We start from the raw sequence: 21,039 nt of genomic DNA, 5'->3' as shown, positions 1-21,039 counted from the left end.
ACCACATAGTCAAAAGGAGGCCGAAAACTGCATGACAGAGCGTAAAGATGAGCTTTTGGAAGCTGCTCTTCAGTTATTTGTGAAGCAGGGATTTCACTCCACTTCCATCCAGCACATCACAGCGGCCTGCGGCATCTCCAAAGGCGGCTTTTATAAGCATTTCGATTCCAAGGAAACGATGCTTTTAGAGCTGCTCCGCAAAGTGCATGAAAACATGCTTTATGAGGCCGAAAACTATCAGGGAACGCAGCATGAGCCCGAGCTCAAGCGGCTTGAGGGCAAAATACGCATCGAACTGGAAAAATTCACGGAGTACCGCCCGCTGTTTCAGATGCTTTTTACAGAATTTCCTCCTCATACGGAAAACAAAATTTCCAACTACTTAAACCGTATGCGCCGCTTTTTTCAGGAATGGCATGAACAATCGCTATTGGAAGCCTTCGGTCCCCGCGTGCGTCCGTACGTCAGTGATCTGGCTGTCATTCTCGAAGGAATCATGCATTCCTATCTAACCCTTATGACCTGGCATGTTTCCGCCCTTCCGTTGAACCAGCTGTCTGCATTCATCGTAGAGAGGCTTCATTCCATTGTTAAAGATGACAGTGACCTCTGGCCCCAGCTCCCGAGAGGCTGGGCCGGAGGAGACGAGCCCGTACAGGGCATGGAAAGCATCCGCTGCGAAGCCGAGGCACTGCTTTTATTTGTAAAGGCCCGGCACACGCAGGGTGAACTGCCTGAAAAAACGCTTCAGACTACGGAAATGATTTACGAAGAGCTCAAAACAGAAATACCGAGAGAATTTTTGATTGATGCTTTACTGCATCAGCTGCAGCACCACGCGGATCTTCATACGCACACACAGAAGCTGAGTGCAAAATGGAGCGCATGGAAAGGAGAGAAACACGTACTATGAGTTCTTCATCTTGGGACATCCCTACCGGGCAGAAGGCAGCTATGATTACTGCCCTGCTGCTTGGCGCCTTTATGGGAATTATTAACGAAACACTGCTCGCCACCGCCCTGCCTTCAATTCAGGAGGCCCTCGGGGTCACCCAGGGGACCGTTCAGTGGCTGACGACAGCCTTTTTAATGACAAACGGCATTATGATTCCAATCTCCGCGTTTTTAATTGAGCGCTTTACTACCAGGGGATTATTTTTGACCGCTATCAGCTTATTCGGTATTGGTACAGCTGTTGCTGCCATTGCTCCGTCATTTCCGGTGCTTCTTTTTGCACGTGTCATCCAGGCTTCCGGCTCCGGCATTATGCTGCCGCTTTTGATGACGGTGCTTCTGGCCATTATTCCAGTGGAGCGCCGCGGCACGGCGATGGGCATGATCGGGATCGTTATTTCGTTTGGTCCCGCTATCGGCCCGACGCTCTCCGGTTTTCTACTCGAGCATTTTCCGTGGAGAGCCCTGTTTATTACCGTGCTCCCAATCGTTGCGCTGACGATTATTACCGGGGCCATCTTCTTGAAAAACGTAACCGAACTGGGCAGCCCGAAGATCGACGTATTGTCCATCATTCTTTCTTCCTTTGGGTTCGGCTCCTTTTTGTACGGCTTCGGCACGGCTTCCGAAAGTGGCTGGGGCAGCCCGGTCGTTCTCACCGCCGTGATTGTCGGTGCCCTGATTATCGGATTATTCGTCTGGCGTCAGTTTACGTTAAAGTCGCCGATGCTCGAATTCCGGGTGTTTAAGTTTAAGATATTCAGCCTCGCCATTGGTATCACTATGGCTGTGTTGATTTCATTAATAGGAGCAGAAACGCTCCTACCGCTGTTCATGCAGAATGTGTTAGGCTTTACACCGCTTGAATCCGGCTTAATGCTTTTGCCGGGTGCAATTGTGATTGGGATTATGTCGCCGATTACAGGCCGTCTGTTTGATGCCTTCGGCGCAAAATGGCTCGCAATTACAGGCCTCTCCATTGTCACCATCACTACCTTTATGTTTACGAACCTTTCGCTTGAAACGTCGTTTACGTATTTAACCATTGTATATGCGATCCGTATGTTCGGGCTCGCCTGCGCGCTGATGCCGGTCATGACGTCAGCGTTAAACCAGCTGCCGATGAAATGGTACGCCCACGGCTCGGCTATGGCAAATACGCTGCAGCAGATTTCGGCTTCCATCGGTACGGCCCTTCTAGTGACATTTGTCGCCTTAGGCGCCCAGCAGTATCAGCCTGATGCCTCGACTTCCGCAGAGGCCGCGCCACAGCTGGCGCAGGTAGCCGGTTTTGAGTGGGCCTTCATGGGAAGCACTGCTCTTGCCTTTGTAGCCCTGATTCTTTCTCTTTTCTTAAGCTCTCCAAAAAGAGAAAAGGAAATGACCCGCCAGGCAAATGAAGAACAGCAGAGCAACGCTCCCGCTAAATAGCAGAATACCCCGTCAGGCCATTTTTTCAGGCCCAACGGGGTATTTTTTATTCGCTTCCTTTGGAGAGCAGCTTATATACAGCCGCAAAATCTTCATCACCCATACCGTACTGCTTCGCGAGCGCATAAGCTTCCCGCACGGAGCCGGTAACCGGCAGGGAGATTCCTGCCTGATAGGCTGATTCCTCGAGCAGGTGTAAATCCTTGTAGGCATGCTTCAGCGGAAACTGGGTTTCATAGCTGCCACTCAGAAGCATGTCCCGCTTTCCTGCCACCGCAGGTGCCGTTGTAGGCACCTGAAGCAGCACATCAAGCGCCTGCTCCTTATCAAGTCCCAGCCCTTCGGCTGCATGCAGCCCTTCCGATAAACTGGTCATGGCATGCATCAGCGTTAAGTTGACGGACATTTTCATCGCGGATCCGCTCCCGGTGCCTCCCATGTAGTGGACATTTTTGCCCATAATTTCGAGAAGCGGCTGTACTTTTTGCACATCCTCCTCACGGCCGCCGGCAAGAAACACCAGCTCTCCCTTTTCAGCGGGACCTTTAGATCCGGATACCGGCGCATCTACGAGGCGCATTTCTTTCATTTTTGCAGTTTTAGCCATCTGCCGAGTAAACCCGGGGTTAACCGTGCTCATATCCACCCATATTTTCCGGCTCGTTTCGCCGGCAAGCAGGCCGTCCACGCTGTTTGCTATTTCCTCTACTGCTTCGGGGTTCGACAGCATAGTGAATACAACGTCCACCTTGGAAACCAGCTCTCTCGGCGTTTCCCGCCATCCTGCTCCTGCATCAAGCAGGTGCTGCGCCTTCTGCTTGGTCCGGTTGTAAATCGTAACCTTCTCTCCGGCGTCCATTAAATTTTTTACCATGTTTGAGCCCATAATTCCTGTTCCAATAAATCCAACTCTCACACTCATTCATCCTTTCTACGCACGCTTCTATTTGGTTGTTCCCTATCCGCCGTCTGGCAAACGTCTGCCAGATCGTATTGTTTTCGTTTCTTTGCCTATGTTTAAATAAGTATAATTATAAATGCAGGAGATGATTCTATGTTAACACTTCAGGATGCCTGGGAAGCAAGACAGCGTTTACGTCCGGTCCTTCCGGAAACGCCGCTCCTTTTTTCCCAGCCGCTGACAAATATTGCAGGCCAGCCCGTATACTTAAAGCTCGAACAAATGCACGTTACCGGCTCCTTCAAGCTCCGGGGAGCGACTAACATGATTCGTTCTCTGTCTCCGGAGCAGCGGACCCAGGGCGTGGTCACATTTTCCACCGGTAATCACGGTTTTGCCGTAGCGACAGCAGCAGCCCTGCTCGGCATCCGCTCTGTCGTATGTGTTTCAGAAAACGTACCGGCAAATAAAGTCGAGGCGCTCAAAGCAAGCGGCGCTGAGCTGCATGTAGAAGGAAACGGCCAGGACGAAGCTGGAGAAGTCAGCGCCCGTCTCGTCGAAGAGGAGGGACTAACTCTTATCCCTCCCTTTGACCATCCTTCCGTCATCGCCGGACAGGCAACGATGGGACTCGAAATCATCGAGCATCTGCCCTCCGTGAAGCACGTGCTCACCGGCCTTTCCGGCGGCGGCCTCTTGTCTGGCCTCGGTCTTGCCCTGAAGGAACAAGTTCCTGATCTTGAGCTTATCGGTTTGTCCCTCCGGGAAGGAGCTGCTATGGATGAGAGCCTGAATATTGGCAAGCCGACGATCGTTCCGGAGGCACCAACACTTGCCGACAGCCTGCTAGGAGGTATCGGTCTCGAAAATCAATATACGTTTTCCATGGTCCAGCGCTACGCCGATCAGCGCCTCCGGCTGCATGAAGACACAATCGCCCGGGGCATGGCTTTTTTATACGATAAGCATAAAATGGTCGTCGAGGGAGCAGCCGCTGTCGGCGCCGGCGCGCTTTTAGACGGGCTTATAACCGTTAACGGCCCTACCGTCCTCATCGTTTCCGGCAGCAGCGTAGACGTGCACACACACCGCGAAGCCGTTGCTCCGTATATTTAAACAGGACGCTGCCTGCAGCTATATTTTCTTTTCTTCCCGCTGGCGCGACCGGTATGGAGAGAGGGACAGCAGATCCATGGCGTCCTGCTTCTTTGTTTTTTCCCATTCCTTCCGGCGCTGGGCGAACCATTTACGGTAGTTTTTGTGTCCCATCTGCTTTTTCAAAAAAGAAAGGCTCTGAAGCGGGCCCTCTTCGTTGTTCAACGCTGTCAGCTGCAGCTGAAATGCTTCTTCCTTCTGCAGCCATGCATCCATCTGCCGCGTGGACATTAATACGTACGGCACCCTTCCTTCATACAGGCGACGGTAAAGCAGCAGCCGGTAATCTGCCCGGATGAGACGGTCGGCTTCCTCTTTCTGCTCCCGGAATTTTTCGGGGAAACGACGCGTGAGTGCTTTCGCTTTTTGTTCTTCCGCGGCAGCCCGCTGTTCAATATAGCGGGACGTATCAGCAACATAAAACGCACGGCTGCGGTAGCTTTTAAAAAACGGCAGCTCCCGTTCCCAGGCAATGTATCCATGCTTATCCTTTTCTAAATCATCGTTGCGGTATAGACGGCGGCATTCGAGTTCGTTCCATTTACGATTCCATTCATGATAGATCATATTTCGCTATACCTCCGCAAAGGATGGATTTCCTACATTCTAATTGTTTCTTCTTCAAACAACAATGATGACGCTTTCGAAAAAACGGGAATATCATTAATCTGTCCCCGTTTCTTTAAAAGCGCGGGTGCTTCCTTCTCAAGCCTATTATAAAGGAGCCGATTACCATGAATAATGATTTTAGCAGCAAAGACGCCGGCTTATTCACCCACGCCTTTAACCAGAACCCGTATCCCGCCTTTCACTCTCTTCAGCAGCACGATCCGGTGCACCAGGCCTTAATGCCCGATGGCCATTACGCCTGGATCGTCACCCGCTACGAGGACGCTGTCACTGTGCTGAAGGACACTCGTTTCATTAAGGACTTCACTGTCTTTTTAAATGAAGAAGAACGCGCCGAAGCACAGAAGAATATTTTCTCCCAAAACATGCTTTTTGCAGATCCGCCGGATCATAAACGGCTGCGCGGACTCGTTCAGCAGGCGTTTACACCGAAAATGATCGAAGAGCTCCGGGATAGGATTACAGAGATCGCAAACGAGCTGATCGATGACATGCAGGACCGCTCCCGGATTGATATTATCGATGATTTCGCTTTTCCGCTCCCTATCATTGTTATCTGCGAAATGCTCGGCGTGCCAAGCGAGGACAGAGACAAATTCCGAACCTGGTCCAATACCCTCGTCGAAGCCTCCAATGACCCCGGAAAAGCCGAAAAAATTCAGCAGCACACGGAGGAATTCACCGCCTATCTCCGGGATTGGATAGCCAAGAGGCGCGAGCAGCCGGAGGATGATATGGTCAGTAAGCTCATCCAGGCAGAAGAGGCAGGCGACCGTCTGTCCGAGCAGGAGCTTTACGGAGTCGTTTCGCTGCTCATTATCGCCGGCCACGAAACGACGGTAAACCTTATCGCAAACGGCCTGTTTGCCTTGATGACCCACCCGGGTCAGATGCGCACGTTACAGCAGCAGCCCGAGCTCATCCGCCCGGCCATTGAAGAAATGCTCCGCTTCGAGGGGCCGGTGGAATTCAGCACCGACCGCTGGGCCGCCGAAACATTGGAGCTCCAGGGGAAAACGATCAACCGGGGAGACCATGTCCTCGTCGCGCTCGACGCGGCTAACCGCGATCCGGAAGCATTCGAAGATCCGGATGTTTTCGATATCACCCGCGGCCAGAGCAAACACCTTGCTTTTGGTAAAGGCATGCACTTCTGTCTCGGGGCACCGCTTGCCAGAGTTGAAACTGAAGTCGCCGTGAATACGCTGCTCGAACGCTTCCCCGAACTCCAGTTGGATGCGTCTCCTGCTGAATTGGAGTGGCGTCCCGGCATACTCATGCGCGGACTAACGGAGCTTCCCGTTCGTCTGACGTAAATAAAAGACCGGAAAGCCTCGTGAGGCTTTCCGGTCTTTTTGATGGTCTTAAGCTTTTATTTCGTCCAGCCAAGCAGCATTTCCCGAATGCACTTTCCGGCCACAATTGCGGTCTGGTCGCCGCTGTCGTACGGCGGTGAAATTTCTACAATATCGGCTCCGATCACGTTAACCTTTGAGGCGGCAATTACATGAATGGCTTCGAGCAGCTCCTTTGACGTTATGCCGCCGGCTTCTGCCGTGCCTGTCCCCGGAGCATACGCCGGATCTAAAACATCGATATCAATCGAGACATATACCGAACGCCCATGAAGCTCTTTTAAATCCCGTCGCAGCGGCTCCGCTACTTCAAACGGGGAGAAGTGCATGCCGGACGTACGGGCGTAGTCGAACTCTTCCTTTTCCCCGGAGCGCACTCCGTAGGAATACACGTTTTCCGGTCCTATTTTTTCGCAGATTTTCCGCACCGGGGTAGCGTGGGACAGGGGCTCCCCTTCATAATCCTCGCGCAGGTCCGTGTGAGCATCAATGTGGATGAAAGCAACGGACGGGTCATGCGCATAGGCCGCCTGCATAATTGGCCAGGTAATCAGATGCTCTCCGCCTATGCCGAGGGGAAATTTGCCATCCGCAAACAAACGCGCCGCCGTCTCCTGAATAATCTCCACGCTTTTGGAAGGATTTCCGAACGGAAGCATCATGTCTCCGGCATCGTGATACGAACAATCCTCTAAATGCTTGTCCAGATAGGGACTGTATTCTTCAAGTCCGATAGAGGTCTCCCGGATCCGGTTCGGCCCAAAGCGGGAGCCCGGACGGAAGCTGACCGTCCAGTCCATCGGCATGCCGTACAGCACTGCACTGCTATCCTCATAGGAAGCAGAGCTGCCGATAAATACCTTTCCAGTATAAGCCGGATCGAAGGCGTTCATTGTCACTCCCCCTTCCGCTCAAGGCCCCGCTGCACAAAAGCCGGAAGCGCAAACGCAGCCTCATGTATATCCGCCGTATAGTAATGAGTATCCAGCGCTTCTGCCCGGCTGCGATGCACCTCTTTGGGCCTGTACTGCTTCGAACCGATGGTAAACGTCCAAAGACCGCTCGGATACGTAGGAATATTTGCGGTATATACATCGGTATGGGTAAATATTTCCTTTACGTCATTGTAGACGGTCCGAAGCAGGTCCGCGTGAAACCACGGATTGTCCGTCTGGGCGACAAAGAGCCCGTCCTCCTTTAACGCCCGGTGAATGCCTTCGTAAAAGCCTTTTTCAAACAGCTTCACCGCCGGGCCGACCGGCTCCGTGGAGTCCACCATAATCACGTCATACGCGGCTTCACTTTCCGCGATATGCATAAACCCGTCGGCCACCTGCACGTCTACCCGCGGATCATCAAGCGCTCCGGCGATGGAAGGCAGATACTTTTTTGAATACTTCACCACCTGACCATCGATTTCTACAAGTGTAGCTGCCTCAACCGATGGATGCTTCAGCACTTCCCGGATAACGCCGCCATCACCGCCGCCAACCACCAGCACCTGCTTTGGTTCGGGATGCGCTGCAAGCGGCACGTGGGCCATCATTTCATGATAGACGAACTCATCCTTTTCTGTAGTCATCACCATACCATCAAGCAGCAGCATATTCCCAAATTCCGCTGTTTCTACCACGTCAAGCTGCTGGAAATCGGTCTGCTCGGAATGCAGCGTTTTTGTAACACGGGCCGTAATGCCGAAATGCTCCGTTTGTTTTTCTGTAAACCACGTTTCCATAGCCGTTCCTCCTCTTTTCACAGACGAAGCGTGCGGGAAACATTCCCGCACGCCCTGTTTTTTATTGCTCCGCCGCTCCGCGGAAGGCCTCATACAGCTCTTCTGTCGAATTGTCCCACATGTTCCGGTTAAACGCTTTTAAATATTCCTGCAGAATGTAGCGGGAATGCTCATCCATGTGCGCGATTGCGATGCGCCCTTTAATTGCTTTATCCAGATTGTTCACATGCTCCGGCATACTTTTGTACGCACGGCGGGCTTTTTTGTCCACGAGCATTTCGCAGGCGCCGAGGCCGGCGTAAAACGGGCCGTTTTCACCCTGCTCCGTCGACACCCATACGAGCCAGTACAGCTTGCCATCCGGTACATTGCTTTTATCCGGGCCGAATTTCACCCGTTTTTCCGGTTCGGACCTGGCGTGCAGTGCTCCCATGTCAATAAATGCCGCGTCTTCGGCCGGATCGATGAAGACGGGGGTCACATTGTCGAGACTGAGGGCGCCGGCGTTATAGCCGCCGTCCCCTTTCGTAGCGTCCCCGCTTAGAATATTGAACTGGCTGCCGCGTTTCTTTTCAGCGCCTTTATTATTATCTTTACTGAATTCACTCATTCGTAAAAAGCTCCTCCTTTAATCGTTCCTTATTCTTATCGTACCTGTTTTCTTACTGATTCTGCAACGATTCGATATATTCCCAGCCTTCCTCGAATTCTTCCGGGCGGTAATTCTGGCTTTTTTTCAGCTCGGCCACCCGGGCTTCCACCGCTTCTTTGGACAGGTGATCAAAATAAAGCATCGTGGAAACAAGCTCTAAGAACCGGGCGCTCTGGCTGTTCAGACTTTGAAGCACAGGCTTTGCCCGCCCGGATGGCCAGTCAAGCGGAAACTTCTCTAGAAATGAAGTCCCATCTTCCGAAAGCTCATACCGGTACTGATAGTAGCCGGATTTTGTTTCTTTACACTCTGTGATAAGGCCGAGACCACACAGTTCTTCGAGCCGGAGCGTCAATTCTTCTGAATAAGGGCCATACATGCGAAATGTGTATTTTTCCTGAAATGGAAGGTTCAGCTTTTTTCCAATGTATACGATTTTCTGCAGTTTTTTTCGTCCAATAACTTCTTTTGTATCCTCAAGCAGGGCCATAATCTTAGCGTGATCCGGTAGCATAATGCCGCGCCCCCTCCCTTTCTGCTGCTTTCTTTATGTATCTTCCGGCTTTACCGGAAGGACGGCGGAATCACCGTTCTACTTTCCCTAATTTTAAATGAAGTATGTCCTTAATCTGCTGCTTCGTGTCTTCCTGCCCAGGCTCTTCGAGAATCTCTGACGGATAATATAATTTATGATCGGTCCGCTTTTTACCCGAAATCGCTTCTACCACATCCGACTCTCTCGACAATTCACGAAGACGGCGGTCCGGCATCAAAAGATGAATAGGCACCCGGTCTTCTTCCTCGCCAGGCCGGTAAAAATCATACGGCAGATCCGACGAAGAATCGACGACAAGGTAATACGCAGGATCTATCCCAAGCTCTGCAAACAGCTGCTGGAGACGAAGCCATTCATTCATCATAAAGTGCTGGTCGAATTCCACATATTTAAACAGCCGTCTGTTCATAAAGCGCCTGCACAAATCCTGCAGAATCGCATCTTCTTCCTTCTGCCACATCAAAAAATAATACATAACGACCGACTCGTCGAGGTCCAGGTAATCCTCGAGCGTAATGGCCCCGCGGAAAAAGCTCTCAAAATGGTCCGGGGGATATTTAAACGGATAGCTCTCATTTTTAAGATCTTTAACGCGCTGCAGGATTTTTGTCAGTATCACTTCCGCACTTCTTGTTACCGGATGAAAATACACCTGCCAGTACATCTGGTACCGGCTCATAATGTAATCCTCGACCGCATGCATGCCGGTTGCCTTAATAACCACCTGGTCTTCTGTCGGCCTCATAACCCGGAGTATACGCTCCATATCAAAATGACCGTAGCTGACCCCGGTGTAGAAGGCGTCCCGCTGCAGATAATCCATCCGGTCCGCATCAATCTGGCTGCTGATCATGCTGACAATCAGCTTATTCGGATGGGTTTTTTCAATCACGTCTGCGACCTGCTGGGGAAAATCCCCGCCCATCCGTCGGAGAACAGTATTTACTTCTGTATCTCCTAAAATGATATGGCGCGTCCACTCTTCATGGTCTGTATTAAACACTTTTTCAAACGAATGGGAAAACGGCCCGTGGCCGATATCATGAAGAAGCGCCGCACTCAGGCAAAGCAGCCCTTCATCACCATTCCAGTGCGGACGGCCTTCAAACACCTCAATAATCCTGCGCATGATTTCATACACGCCTAAGGAATGATTGAAGCGGGTATGCTCCGCCCCGTGAAACGTCAGAAACGTCGTTCCAAGCTGGCGGACACGGCGCAGCCGTTGAAATTCCTTTGTCCCCACCAGATCCCATATGAGTTCATCACTGATATGAATGTAGCGGTGGACCGGGTCCTTAAATACTTTTTCTTCTGGAAGCTTTTTGTTTCCAACCGGCATGGTCATAGCGTTCCTTTCCGTCTCTGTTTCAGCGGAACCGCTGATCGTATATTCCAATACTATTATTATAGCAATTTCTTTCCTGGCTTAGCAAAAAAAGCAGCCATAAAAAAATACCGGCAGCAGAAGCCGCCGGTACTTGTTGAAATTATTATTTTCCAATATGCTCTATTTCTTCTCCCCGTTTCCGCTTCTCCGAACGGTCGATGACAAACGCGCATGCCGCGTCGCCTGTCACGTTCAGGGAGGTCCGGAGCATATCCAGCAGACGGTCAACACCGATAATCAGGGCGATGCCCTCCACTGGCAGTCCCACCTGTGTCAGCACGAGCGAAAGCATGATAAGTCCCACGCCCGGCACGCCGGCAGTACCGATACTGGCCAGAGTCGCCGTCAGGATAATGACGATTACCTGGGTAAAGGAAAGGTCAATGCTGTACGCCTGCGCGATAAATACTGCCGCCACCGACTGCATAATACCTGTGCCGTCCATGTTAATCGTTGAACCAAGCGGCTGCACAAAGCTTGATACCGGCTTGCTTACCTTCAGTCGTTCCTGGGCCATTCTCATCGAAATCGGCAGCGTCCCACTGGAGCTCGATAAACTAAAGGCCACGGCCATCGCCGGGAAGAATTCTTTAAAGAACGTGAGCGGATTACCCTTGCCGAGTAAAGAGATCGCAAGAGTATACACAATAGCTGCCTGCAGCACGAGAGCAAGAATAACTGCGAGAGCGTACATGAGAATGGATTGAAGGCCATCGAGCCCCGCTTCCCCAATAGCAGAAGCGATCAGCGCAAATGCGCCAAACGGAGCTGTGTACATTACAATCGTAACCAAAAACATGAGAATATCATTCAGCTGTTCAAAGAATTTTGTTACCATCGATACTTTACTTCCGAGCATAGCGAGGGAAATACCGATGAAGATACCAAAGGCAATAATTTGGAGCATGTTTGCTTCCGCCATTGCCTGTACAGGGTTATCCGGAATAATTCCGAGCAGGGTATCTGTAATGGAAGGCGCTTCTTCTGCGTCATAGCTGGCGTTTTGAATATCAAAATCCCCGCCGGCTCCCGGCTGAAGCACGTAAGCAACAATAACGCCGATAGTCAGGGCAATCGCGGTCGTAACAAGGTAAAACGCAATCGTCTTGCCGCCGATCCGTCCGAGATCTCTCGGGTTTAAAGCTGCGGCCCCGAGCGTAATTGAAACGAACACAATTGGTACTACGAGCATTGTAATTAAATTAAGGAAAATTTCGCCGACAGGATATAGCACGTATGTATCCAACGGATTGTAGACGCTGTCCGGTCCAAAGCTTAAAATGATCCCTGCGATCACACCCGCCACAAGCGCGATTAAAATCCAAATCGTCAATTTCTTGTTCATGTTAAGGTCCCCCTTTTCAAATATAAATATTATGAATATTCTCTCTATGTTGTTTTTCGGGCCCCTCCACTAAAAAACTCTCAGGCAGATACCGTAATTATACTGTTCATTATCCTGTTTGGAAAGGAAAAATCCTGGTTTCTTCTACTATTTAGTAGCGTGCAATATCTCACATGGAAACAGCAGTGTTATAATAAGACCGGTCAAATTGAAAATGAATAGAATCGGGGTACATAAAATGGAAATGAAAGATATTTTTGTCGACAAAAATTGGCGATGGATTGATCATTCAGTAACAGGGATTAATATGGATCCATTGCAATCTTTTGCCTTTGATGATAATTTTTGTGTGAGTCTCGGAGAGGGTTCTTCCCCTTCTGTTATGCGTGCCTGGGTCCATGCCCCCACTGTTGTCCTGGGTATTCAGGACACCCGGCTGCCGAATGCGGCCAACGGGCTTAAATATCTCCGGGAGCAGGGATATGAAGTTATTGTACGCAATTCGGGCGGTCTTGCTGTGGTGCTTGATGAAGGAATTTATAATCTGTCCCTCATTTTTAAAGAAGAACGTGGGACTTCTATTCATGCCGGATATGAATGGATGTGGTCATTTATGCAGGAAGTATTTGACGACAGTCCAGGAAAAATTGATGCTTACGAAATCGTCGGCTCGTACTGTCCGGGCTCCTACGATTTAAGCATCGACGGGAAAAAATTTGCCGGAATTTCGCAGCGCCGTATCAGAGGCGGGGTAGCAGTGCAGATTTATTTGGCCGTTACCAAAAGCGGCGCTGCCCGTGCAGAAATTTTACGGAAATTCTACGAGCATGCCGCTAGTGATCAGGCAGATACAAAGATCACCTGGCCGGCTGTTGTTCCTTCTGTGATGACTTCGCTCGAAGAGCTTTATGGCACCGCCTTTTCCATTCAGGATATCAACCGGCGAATCCAGCAGACAGCAGAGCGCCTGGGTGCTGCTGTGTATGATGACCAGCTTACAGAGGATGAGCAGTCCCGTTTTGCGCATTTCTACGACAGGGTGCTTGCAAGAAACAAAAAAGCGACCCAGCCACGCTCATAGGAAAACTTTACACAGCCTAAAACAGGTATTGTTTGCGGCTGTTTTCTTATGGTTTTATTGCATGGAAATGTTTGGGATAATCCTAAACGTGGAAGAATCCTGTCAAGACAAAAAATTAAAGGTGGGTATATTATGTCTAACGGCTTGAGCAAGGGCTGGATATACTTTTTTGGTGCCCTTGGCGGCTTATTGTACGGTTATGAAACCGGTGTAATATCCGGCGCTCTCATTTTTATTAATCAGGACATTCCTCTTTCGAGCTTCCTGCAGGGTGTCGTCGTCAGTTCACTGCTCGCAGGGGCTATTGTTGGTGCCGGCTTGAGCGGCTATGTATCGGATAAGTTCGGCCGAAGACGGGTCGTATTTGTAATCGCTCTCGTCTACTTAATCGGCTCCCTGGTTCTTGCATTTTCTCCAAATGCAGCTGTACTTATTACCGGTCGTATTATTCTCGGCTTTGCAGTCGGGGGATCAACGGCGCTTGTGCCGGTTTACCTGTCGGAAATGGCTCCGACAAGTCAGCGCGGCGCTCTCTCGTCTTTAAATCAGCTGATGGTTACTCTTGGTATTTTACTTGCTTACATCGTCAACTACGCCTTCACTCCAATCGAAGGATGGCGTTGGATGGTCGGGCTCGCAGCCGTGCCGGCGATTCTTCTTATGATCGGCGTAATCTTTATGCCGGAAAGCCCGCGTTGGCTGATCAAAAGAAACCGTGAACAGGAAGCCCGGAACATAATGAGCTTAACGCGCGACCAGTCAGAAATCGAAGATGAAATGAAACAGATGAAGGAAATTGAAAACATTGAAGAAGGCACCGGCGATCTACTGAAGGCGAAATGGCTGCGGCCAATGCTGGTAGTCGGCTGTCTGCTCGCTGCCTTTCAGCAGCTGATTGGTATTAACTCCGTTATTTATTATGCGCCGACCATTTTTACGGAAGCAGGGCTCGGTAATGCCGCTTCAATTCTTGGAACAGTTGGTATCGGTACAGTAAACGTGTTAATGACTCTCGTGGCAATTGCAACGATCGATAAGCTGGGACGGAAAAAGCTGCTTTTGGCTGGAAACGTAGGTATGGTCAGCAGTCTTGCAACGTTAGCCATTATTTTATTCAGCGTTGAACTCACCACTACTGTTGCCTGGCTGATTGTGGTTTTCCTTGGCGTATTTATCATGTTTTTCTCCGCTACCTGGGGGCCGGTTGTCTGGGTGATGCTCCCAGAGCTTTTCCCAATGAAAGCCCGCGGTGCAGCTACTGGCATTACAACGCTCGTGCTGTCTCTGGCTAACTTAATTGTTTCCTTAACGTTCCCTATTCTATTAGGCGCTATAGGCATCAATTGGGTTTTCGTTATCTTTGCTTTCATGGGCGTTCTCGCCTTCTTATTCGTCCTGCGGTTTATTCCGGAAACCAAAGGACGCAGTCTCGAAGATATCGAAAAAGACCTTCGCGGAGGATTGTCCTCCAAATCGTAAAAGCTTTTTAGACGGGCGCTCGTGGCAGTGTCCGTCTTTTTTCTGGTTTTAATTATTCAGGGTGCGGAAATACGTGTCATACATGCTTATTTCTAAAGGAGGAAAATAATGAGCGAAGAAACGAACGAAGAGCTGTATAATCCAATGGCAGACAAGTATCTGCCGATGACGTCGGTGAAAAGCGGCAAAGAGCATACGGTAGCCCGGGGAGTACACGCATATACAAATAAAATCGTTAATATCTGTACTATCGAGCAGCATGATAATAATAACAACTGGGTGTTGGTTGATACCGGCATGCCTAAATCCTCGGATAAAGTGATTCAGGCTGTCGAGGATTTATACGGCACAAACAATAAACCAAATGCCATCATACTCACGCACGGTCATTTTGACCATGTAGGCACAGTGGTGGAGCTCGTGAAAAAATGGAATGTTCCCGTTTATGCGCACCCGGAGGAAATGCCTTTCCTGACCGGAAAGAAAGCATATCCAAAGGCAGATAGCTCTGTAGACCGCGGCCTTGTTGCGAAGATGTCGCCACGGTTTCCAAACGAACCGGTCAATCTGGGGGATTTCGTGCAGCCGCTTCCGTCCGACGGTTCTGTTCCTGAGCTCGGCGAATGGAAATGGCTGCACACCCCCGGACACACTCCCGGACACATTTCCCTTTTCCGTGAAAACGACCGGACGCTCATCGCCGGTGATGCTTTTGTTACCGTAAAACAGGAGTCCCTCTCCCGTGTTACGACCCAAAAGCTCGAAATCCACGGCCCACCGAAATATTTAACAATGGACTGGGTCGACGCTAAAAGCTCTGTTGAAAAACTAAACCAGCTCGAGCCAGCCGCTGCAATCACCGGCCACGGCATGCCGGTTCGCGGAAGCGCGCTGCAGGATGGACTTCAAAAGCTTGCAGACAACTTTGATACCGTAGCTGTACCAGAAACACAGACGCACGACACACGGCAATAGCACAAAAAAGACCTTTCGGAGCTTTTATCCGAAAGGTCTTTTTTATTTATGATTCTTTATTTGCTACTGCTTCGCGTTCAGTGATAGCCTGCTTGGCCGTAATAAGAGAAAGCTTATACACATCATCTATGCTGCACCCTCTCGAGAGATCATTTACCGGCTTGTTCAGGCCCTGGAGAATCGGTCCGATAGCATCGTAGCCGCCGAGACGCTGGGCGATCTTATAGCCAAGGTTCCCGGATTCCAGGCTTGGGAAAATAAATATATTCGCTTCGCCGCGAAGCGGTGAATCCGGAGCTTTCTTTTGAGCTACCGCCGGCACAAACGCGGCATCAAACTGGAACTCCCCGTCAATAACAAGATCCGGACGGGTCTGTTGAGCGGTTCTTGTCGCTTCGGATACCTTCTGCGTTTCCATGGAAGCGGCCGAACCTTTTGTAGAAAAGCTGAGCATCGCTACTTTTGGATCGATATCGAATGATTTTGCCGTTTCTGCGGTGGAAATAGCTATTTCTGCTAATTCTTCAGCGCTTGGAGATATATTGATGGCACAATCCGCAAACACGAATTTGTGATCCTCTTTCACCATAATAAATACGCCGGACGTTTTTTGAATACCTGGTTTTGTTTTAATAATTTGAAGCGCCGGACGTACGGTGTCACCGGTAGAGTGAGCTGCCCCGCTGACGAGCCCGTCTGCAAAATCCATATATACAAGCATTGTTCCGAAATAATTGACGTCTGTCAGCTTTTCTCTTGCTGTGCGCTCTGTCTCTTTTCCTTTCCGACGGGAAACAAAAGCGGCTACAAGCTCGTCCATTTTTTCATACGTTTTCGGGTTGAAGACAGTAACGTTTTCGAGAGGAACGCCTAAATTCTGTGCCCTCGCTTTTATTTCCTGTTCGTCTCCGATAAGAATAGGGGTAAGCACATTTTCTTCCCCGAGACGTGAGGCTGCCTGGACGACGCGGTCATCGTCTCCTTCCGGCAGTACGATGGAAGGATGTTCTTTTTTCACCTGATCATAGATGGATGCGAAAAGATCGCTCAACAAAATTCCTCCTCAAAATATTGTAAACAAGTGTATATGGTGTTGGTTCCATTGTAGTAGTTCTTCAGATAATTAGCGAAGCTTCTGCAGAGAAGCATTCGTTTATTCATTGTGAAAATACCTGCACAGTTTTCATACATTAGCATACTCCTTCTGTCAGGAAAAATAAACCGGGACGAATAAATTCAATGATTTGTAAATTTTCACACTTTTGCCCCCTTAATTCCTGATGCAGAAGGGCTGATCGTTTTTCAACGACCATCATGCACGTGTCACAAATTGCTCAATCATATTCGTTTTGGACGCTCTTGTACTGTGGTATAGTGGGCAACGGAAGGTTTAGATGAAGGAGGAATCAGGATGAGCGAAGCTTCTCAAACACTCGACGGCTGGTATTGCCTGCATGACTTCCGCCACTTTGACTGGCATGCATGGAAGCAGGTGCCAAGCGAAGAGCGCGACCAGATGGTTAACGAGTTTCATCGTATGATTGAAGGTTTTCAGCAGGTGGAAGAGGCTGAACAGGGCAGCCATGCTTTATACACGATTGTCGGCCAAAAAGCCGATTTTGTTATCATGGTGCTCCGTGAAACCATGAAAGAGATTCACGATATTGAGCTCGCTTTCGATAAATCGGGGCTCGCGGCTTACACGACTCCTGCCTACTCATACGTTTCCATCGTAGAGCTTGGAAACTACTTGCCCCCGGAAGACGGGAGCGACCCTCTCGATAATCCGTGGATCCGCGGACGTATTTACCCTATCCTGCCAAAATGGGAGCATTTCTGCTTCTATCCGATGGATAAAAAACGGGAAGGCGAAGACAACTGGTATTCGCTTCCGATCGATAAACGCCGCGAACTAATGAAAGCACACGGCATGACCGGCCGTCAGTATGCCGGAAAAGTAAAACAGATTATTACCGGATCCACCGGTCTTGATGACTGGGAATGGGGAGTCACTTTATTTGCTCATGACGCCCTGCAGTTTAAAAAGCTCGTATACGAAATGCGTTTTGACGAAGTCTCTGCCCGCTACGGCGACTTTGGAGCCTTTTATGTCGGAAACATTCTCGAGCCGGAAAAAATCCAGGTATATTTTTCTGTATAATTAAACGAACCGCCAAAGTGAGCATACACTTCGGCGGTTTTTTCTTTAAGCGTACGGCAGAAGCCGTTTATTTCCCGGGAAATACTTTCCTCTCTGCGGCCTTTTAAAATTTTCTTAAGCTTTGCGTACGTTCCATTTTTCTTTCTACAATGTCTTCGACAGAATACGTACGGCCATCCATATCTTTATAAATAAGATTATTCCGATTAAATTCCGTCGGCGAATGGAGACCGGCCGCCACCGCTAAATTATGCATTCCTTCGCGCATAGAAATAATAAAATTGGTGACGCGGTAGGATTTTTCTTCAATATCCAGAGCCTCCTGCCGCTTCGGATCGGTCGTGGCCACTCCGACCGGGCACTCGTTGGTGTGGCACACCTGCGCCATGATACAGCCGACGCTGACCATGAATCCTCTCGCCACATGGATCAAATCTGCGCCAAGGGCCAGTGCTGTGACTGCCTTGTTCGGCGTTAGCAGCTTCCCTGAGGCAATGATGGTGATTTTGTCTCTAATCCCTGCTTCAAGCAGCGCTTCTTCAAGCATCGGCAGCGCTGAAAAGAGCGGGAGGGCTACACTGTCCGCCATTTCTTTGTAGGAAGCCCCGGTGCCTCCCTCGCTGCCGTCCAGCGTGATAAAGTCGGGAAGAATCTCCGAGGTCTTCAGCTCCTCCGCCAGCTTGGTGGCGTGCTGTCTTAAGCCAAGAGTGATTTTGATGCCGACCGGCTTTTCACTCAGCTGCCGCAGTTCTTCAAGAAAAGACATCAGCTTTCCTGTTGTTTCAATATCTTTAAACCGGTTCGGACTGTCTATCGTTTTCCACGGCTCCACATTCCGGACAGCGGCAATTTTTTCGGTAACCTTAGCCCCGTCGACATGGCCGCCGCGCTGCTTAGCTCCCTGAGCCAGCTTGATCTCTACAGCCTTTACCTCATCGTAAGCTGCCTGTTCCTGAAACAGCTGCCGGTTAAAATTGCCGGCACGGTCTCTTGCCCCGAACAGTCCCGGACCGATCTGCCACATAATGTCCGCTCCGCCCTTCAGATGGTAGTCCGACAGTCCCCCTTCCCCAGTGTTCATCCAGGACCCGCCAGCCCGGGCGTTTCCTGTGGACAATGCTTCGATCGCCCGGTCTCCGAGCGACCCGTAGCTCATGCCTGACTGGCCGATAAGCCCCTTCACACGGAAAGGGTGCTTGACCCCGCTATGTTTTCCAAGCGTAAGAATGTCCTGCTCATCAAGCAGAAACGGATCGAACGATTCCTCCACCCGGTGCTCCTGCCTTGTAAACAACCGGTCATTGTCAATTTCGTACACCTTGGACGGAACGGCTTCTGCCTTCCTGTCCCGGCGCACCTCCTCTTCAAGCGTCGGATACATGTCGTTTACGATATAATATCCATTCGTATTAAAGTCCTCCTTCGAACCGTAGCCAAGCATGCGTGTTTTGTATTTACCGGCTTTGACCGTAGAAATGAACTGCTCTCTTGAAAAGGGTTTTCCCTCAAGATCGTTGTTAAATAAATACTGCCGAAACTCCGGTCCCGTTTTTTCAATTAAATAACGCATCCTCCCGAGAACCGGGAAATTTTTTAAAATAGCGTGCTGCCTCTGCCGTCGGTCCTTAACGTACATCCAAAGCACCAGCCCTGCAGGCACCAAAACGATAAAAGCAATTAACAGACCCAGCAGAACAATAATAGCTGTTTGCATCTCCGGACTTCCTCCTTTCACTTTGTCTCACCTTTCTCAGGCAATCGTTCCGCGTTCATTTGAAAACTGCAGGTATTCTTCATTATCTATAATTCTTTTCAGCGTTTCTACCGCCAGCCGTACTTCTTCATACGTATTGTACAACGCCACCGGCGCCATCCGGATATATGACGGCGACCGGAAATCAGGCACGATGCCTTCTGCTTTCAATGCGTTGCAGATGCCGGCGGCGTATTCATGCTTAAGAAGCACATGCCCGCCTCTCAAAGCTGGCTTTCGCGGGCTTACCACCTTCAGGCCGCTGCCAACACCAGAGTCAATCAGATCGATCATATAGCCGGTTAGCCGCAGAGATTTTTCCCGTACTCGTTTTATCCCTGCTTCCCCGAACATTTCCAGAGACCCGATCAAAGGAGCCATACTCAGCACATGCGGGGTCCCGATTTCATAAGCTCCGGCTGATTCTTCCGGCTCGAGGGTATGCTTCATATCAAACTGCACGGATTTTTTTGAACTGAACCAGCCCGCAAGTCCCGGTGATTGCCCAAAGTGCTTTTCATGAACGTACAGCCCTGCAACAGCTCCGGGCCCTCCATTCAAATGCTTATAATTGCACCAGACAGCAAAATCGACGCCCCACGCATGAAGCTCATGCGGTACAGAGCCGACCGAGTGACAAAGATCGAGACCGACCATAATGCCTCGGGCTTGTGCTTCCTTCGTTAACCGCTCCATATCGAGCACCTGGCCGCTCCGGTACAATACGCCCGGAAGAAACAATAGAGCAGTACCTTCATTCATCCTGTCGATAATCTCATCCTCATCAAGCATCCCTTCCCGGCTCGGGGCCTGAACCAGTGCCTCTTCTCCCAGGCCGCGCAGATGAAGCTGGCTTTTTAATGCGTAAATATCGGTGGGAAAAGCCGTATCATCTGTAAGTATTTTGTACCGTTTGGCGGCAGGCTGATAAAAGGTAGCAAGCATCTGGTGAATATTTACGGTCGTTGAACCGGTAACAATCACTTCTGTCTCTTTTGCCCCAAGCAGCGGAGCCGAGGCCTGGGCCAGCTTTTCCGACAGGTAATACCAGGGATGGCTTCCATTTGTCCATCCCTCAATGCCAAGCTGCTTCCACATATCCATAATTTCCTGGACGCTTTTTTCCGCCCGCTCCGACAGCAGGCCGAGCGAATTTCCATCCAAATAAATCGTCTCTCCCATGTAGAATTCTCGGCGGTACTTCCGGAGTTCATCACCTTCATCCAGTTTTTTCGCGTAAGCTTTTGTATGTATGTTTTCTATATTCATAGGGCCCCTTCTTTTTGTATAAATATTATTTTTCGTCTCTATTTTATATATGATTCCCCCGGCAGCTGAAACATTAACTGCTCTTTGCACCATCGCAACAGAAATATTCTTCCTGTCTCTTTACACCGGCACTGGGTTGCTATTTTTCCAGTTACAGCTTATAATCGTTCTCGGACTAAAAGTGTATACACCGTCGCTGCCTTTCCGGCAGCGATTT

Annotated in this window: 19 protein-coding genes; 8 read left to right on the top strand and 11 right to left on the bottom strand. The window is 50.0% G+C overall.

From position 1 onward, the window contains the following. Positions 1 to 31 precede the first annotated feature (31 nt). Together G548_RS0105070 and G548_RS0105065 are read left to right on the top strand one after the other, a co-directional pair. Positions 32 to 913, top strand: coding sequence for a TetR/AcrR family transcriptional regulator (locus G548_RS0105070; protein WP_022793065.1), 882 nt, complete (start codon positions 32 to 34; stop codon positions 911 to 913). Further along, the gene (locus G548_RS0105065; RefSeq protein ID WP_022793064.1) at positions 910 to 2,385 is read left to right on the top strand and encodes an MDR family MFS transporter; all 1,476 of its coding nucleotides are present in this window, start codon (positions 910 to 912) and stop codon (positions 2,383 to 2,385) included. The genes G548_RS0105070 and G548_RS0105065 overlap by 4 nt, the downstream gene beginning before the upstream one ends. 46 nt (positions 2,386 to 2,431) lie before the next feature. Here G548_RS0105065 and G548_RS0105060 read toward each other — a convergent pair whose 3' ends face one another. Beyond that, positions 2,432 to 3,301 (bottom strand): NAD(P)-dependent oxidoreductase, encoded by an 870-nt coding sequence (locus tag G548_RS0105060; protein ID WP_022793063.1) that lies wholly within the window; start codon positions 3,299 to 3,301, stop codon positions 2,432 to 2,434. A 138-nt stretch (positions 3,302 to 3,439) separates the two neighbouring features. On the opposite strand from G548_RS0105060, the gene eutB reads away from it, so the two are divergent. After that, the gene (gene eutB, locus G548_RS0105055) at positions 3,440 to 4,402 is read left to right on the top strand and encodes a hydroxyectoine utilization dehydratase EutB (protein WP_022793062.1); all 963 of its coding nucleotides are present in this window, start codon (positions 3,440 to 3,442) and stop codon (positions 4,400 to 4,402) included. An 18-nt stretch (positions 4,403 to 4,420) separates the two neighbouring features. On the opposite strand, the gene G548_RS0105050 is transcribed toward eutB, so the two are convergent. Then, positions 4,421 to 5,008: a hypothetical protein gene (locus tag G548_RS0105050; protein WP_022793061.1), complete on the bottom strand. Its 588-nt coding sequence runs from the start codon at positions 5,006 to 5,008 to the stop codon at positions 4,421 to 4,423. Between the two features lie 167 nt (positions 5,009 to 5,175). Between G548_RS0105050 and G548_RS0105045 the strand changes: the two genes are divergently transcribed. Further along, positions 5,176 to 6,387, top strand: coding sequence for a cytochrome P450 family protein (locus G548_RS0105045; protein WP_022793060.1), 1,212 nt, complete (start codon positions 5,176 to 5,178; stop codon positions 6,385 to 6,387). Between the two features lie 56 nt (positions 6,388 to 6,443). Here G548_RS0105045 and speB read toward each other — a convergent pair whose 3' ends face one another. From speB to G548_RS0105015, 6 genes are all read right to left on the bottom strand, one after another. Continuing rightward, positions 6,444 to 7,319, bottom strand: a complete 876-nt coding sequence (gene speB / locus G548_RS0105040; RefSeq protein WP_022793059.1) for an agmatinase — start codon at positions 7,317 to 7,319, stop codon at positions 6,444 to 6,446. Between the two features lie 2 nt (positions 7,320 to 7,321). Next, positions 7,322 to 8,161 carry a polyamine aminopropyltransferase gene (speE, locus tag G548_RS0105035; RefSeq protein WP_022793058.1) on the bottom strand — a complete coding sequence of 280 codons (840 nt, stop codon included), beginning with the start codon at positions 8,159 to 8,161 and terminating at the stop codon, positions 7,322 to 7,324. Between the two features lie 61 nt (positions 8,162 to 8,222). Further along, the gene (locus G548_RS0105030; RefSeq protein ID WP_022793057.1) at positions 8,223 to 8,771 is read right to left on the bottom strand and encodes a YwhD family protein; all 549 of its coding nucleotides are present in this window, start codon (positions 8,769 to 8,771) and stop codon (positions 8,223 to 8,225) included. Positions 8,772 to 8,823: 52 nt separating this feature from the next. After that, positions 8,824 to 9,327 (bottom strand): YwgA family protein, encoded by a 504-nt coding sequence (locus G548_RS0105025; RefSeq protein WP_022793056.1) that lies wholly within the window; start codon positions 9,325 to 9,327, stop codon positions 8,824 to 8,826. Between the two features lie 70 nt (positions 9,328 to 9,397). Next, positions 9,398 to 10,711, bottom strand: coding sequence for an HD domain-containing protein (locus G548_RS0105020; RefSeq protein ID WP_084687283.1), 1,314 nt, complete (start codon positions 10,709 to 10,711; stop codon positions 9,398 to 9,400). 151 nt (positions 10,712 to 10,862) lie between these two features. Continuing rightward, entirely contained in the window at positions 10,863 to 12,104 is a 1,242-nt protein-coding gene (locus tag G548_RS0105015) for a dicarboxylate/amino acid:cation symporter (protein WP_022793054.1), read from the bottom strand. Between the two features lie 238 nt (positions 12,105 to 12,342). Here G548_RS0105015 and G548_RS0105010 point away from each other — a divergent pair, with 238 nt between their 5' ends. The 3 genes from G548_RS0105010 (at position 12,343) to G548_RS0105000 (ending at position 15,639) form a co-directional block, all read left to right on the top strand. Then, positions 12,343 to 13,185 carry a lipoate--protein ligase family protein gene (locus tag G548_RS0105010; RefSeq protein ID WP_022793053.1) on the top strand — a complete coding sequence of 281 codons (843 nt, stop codon included), beginning with the start codon at positions 12,343 to 12,345 and terminating at the stop codon, positions 13,183 to 13,185. Between the two features lie 132 nt (positions 13,186 to 13,317). After that, entirely contained in the window at positions 13,318 to 14,664 is a 1,347-nt protein-coding gene (locus tag G548_RS0105005; protein ID WP_022793052.1) for a sugar porter family MFS transporter, read from the top strand. A gap of 108 nt (positions 14,665 to 14,772) precedes the next feature. Beyond that, positions 14,773 to 15,639 carry an MBL fold metallo-hydrolase gene (locus tag G548_RS0105000; RefSeq protein ID WP_022793051.1) on the top strand — a complete coding sequence of 289 codons (867 nt, stop codon included), beginning with the start codon at positions 14,773 to 14,775 and terminating at the stop codon, positions 15,637 to 15,639. A 46-nt stretch (positions 15,640 to 15,685) separates the two neighbouring features. On the opposite strand, the gene pta is transcribed toward G548_RS0105000, so the two are convergent. Further along, positions 15,686 to 16,690, bottom strand: coding sequence for a phosphate acetyltransferase (pta, locus tag G548_RS0104995; RefSeq protein WP_022793050.1), 1,005 nt, complete (start codon positions 16,688 to 16,690; stop codon positions 15,686 to 15,688). Between the two features lie 360 nt (positions 16,691 to 17,050). On the opposite strand from pta, the gene hemQ reads away from it, so the two are divergent. Then, on the top strand, positions 17,051 to 17,800 hold the full coding sequence (gene hemQ, locus G548_RS0104985; protein WP_022793048.1) for a hydrogen peroxide-dependent heme synthase: 750 nt from the start codon (positions 17,051 to 17,053) through the stop codon (positions 17,798 to 17,800). Between the two features lie 103 nt (positions 17,801 to 17,903). Here the strand turns inward: hemQ and G548_RS0104980 are convergent, their stop codons facing one another. Both G548_RS0104980 and kynU read right to left on the bottom strand, forming a co-directional pair. Next, positions 17,904 to 19,514, bottom strand: a complete 1,611-nt coding sequence (locus tag G548_RS0104980; protein WP_022793047.1) for an FMN-binding glutamate synthase family protein — start codon at positions 19,512 to 19,514, stop codon at positions 17,904 to 17,906. Positions 19,515 to 19,550: 36 nt separating this feature from the next. Further along, positions 19,551 to 20,822 (bottom strand): kynureninase, encoded by a 1,272-nt coding sequence (gene kynU, locus G548_RS0104975; protein WP_022793046.1) that lies wholly within the window; start codon positions 20,820 to 20,822, stop codon positions 19,551 to 19,553. Positions 20,823 to 21,039 lie beyond the last annotated feature (217 nt).

Source organism: Marinococcus halotolerans DSM 16375, assembly GCF_000420725.1.
Lineage (GTDB): Bacteria > Bacillota > Bacilli > Bacillales > Marinococcaceae > Marinococcus > Marinococcus halotolerans.
This window is presented reverse-complemented; position numbering and strand designations above follow the sequence as displayed.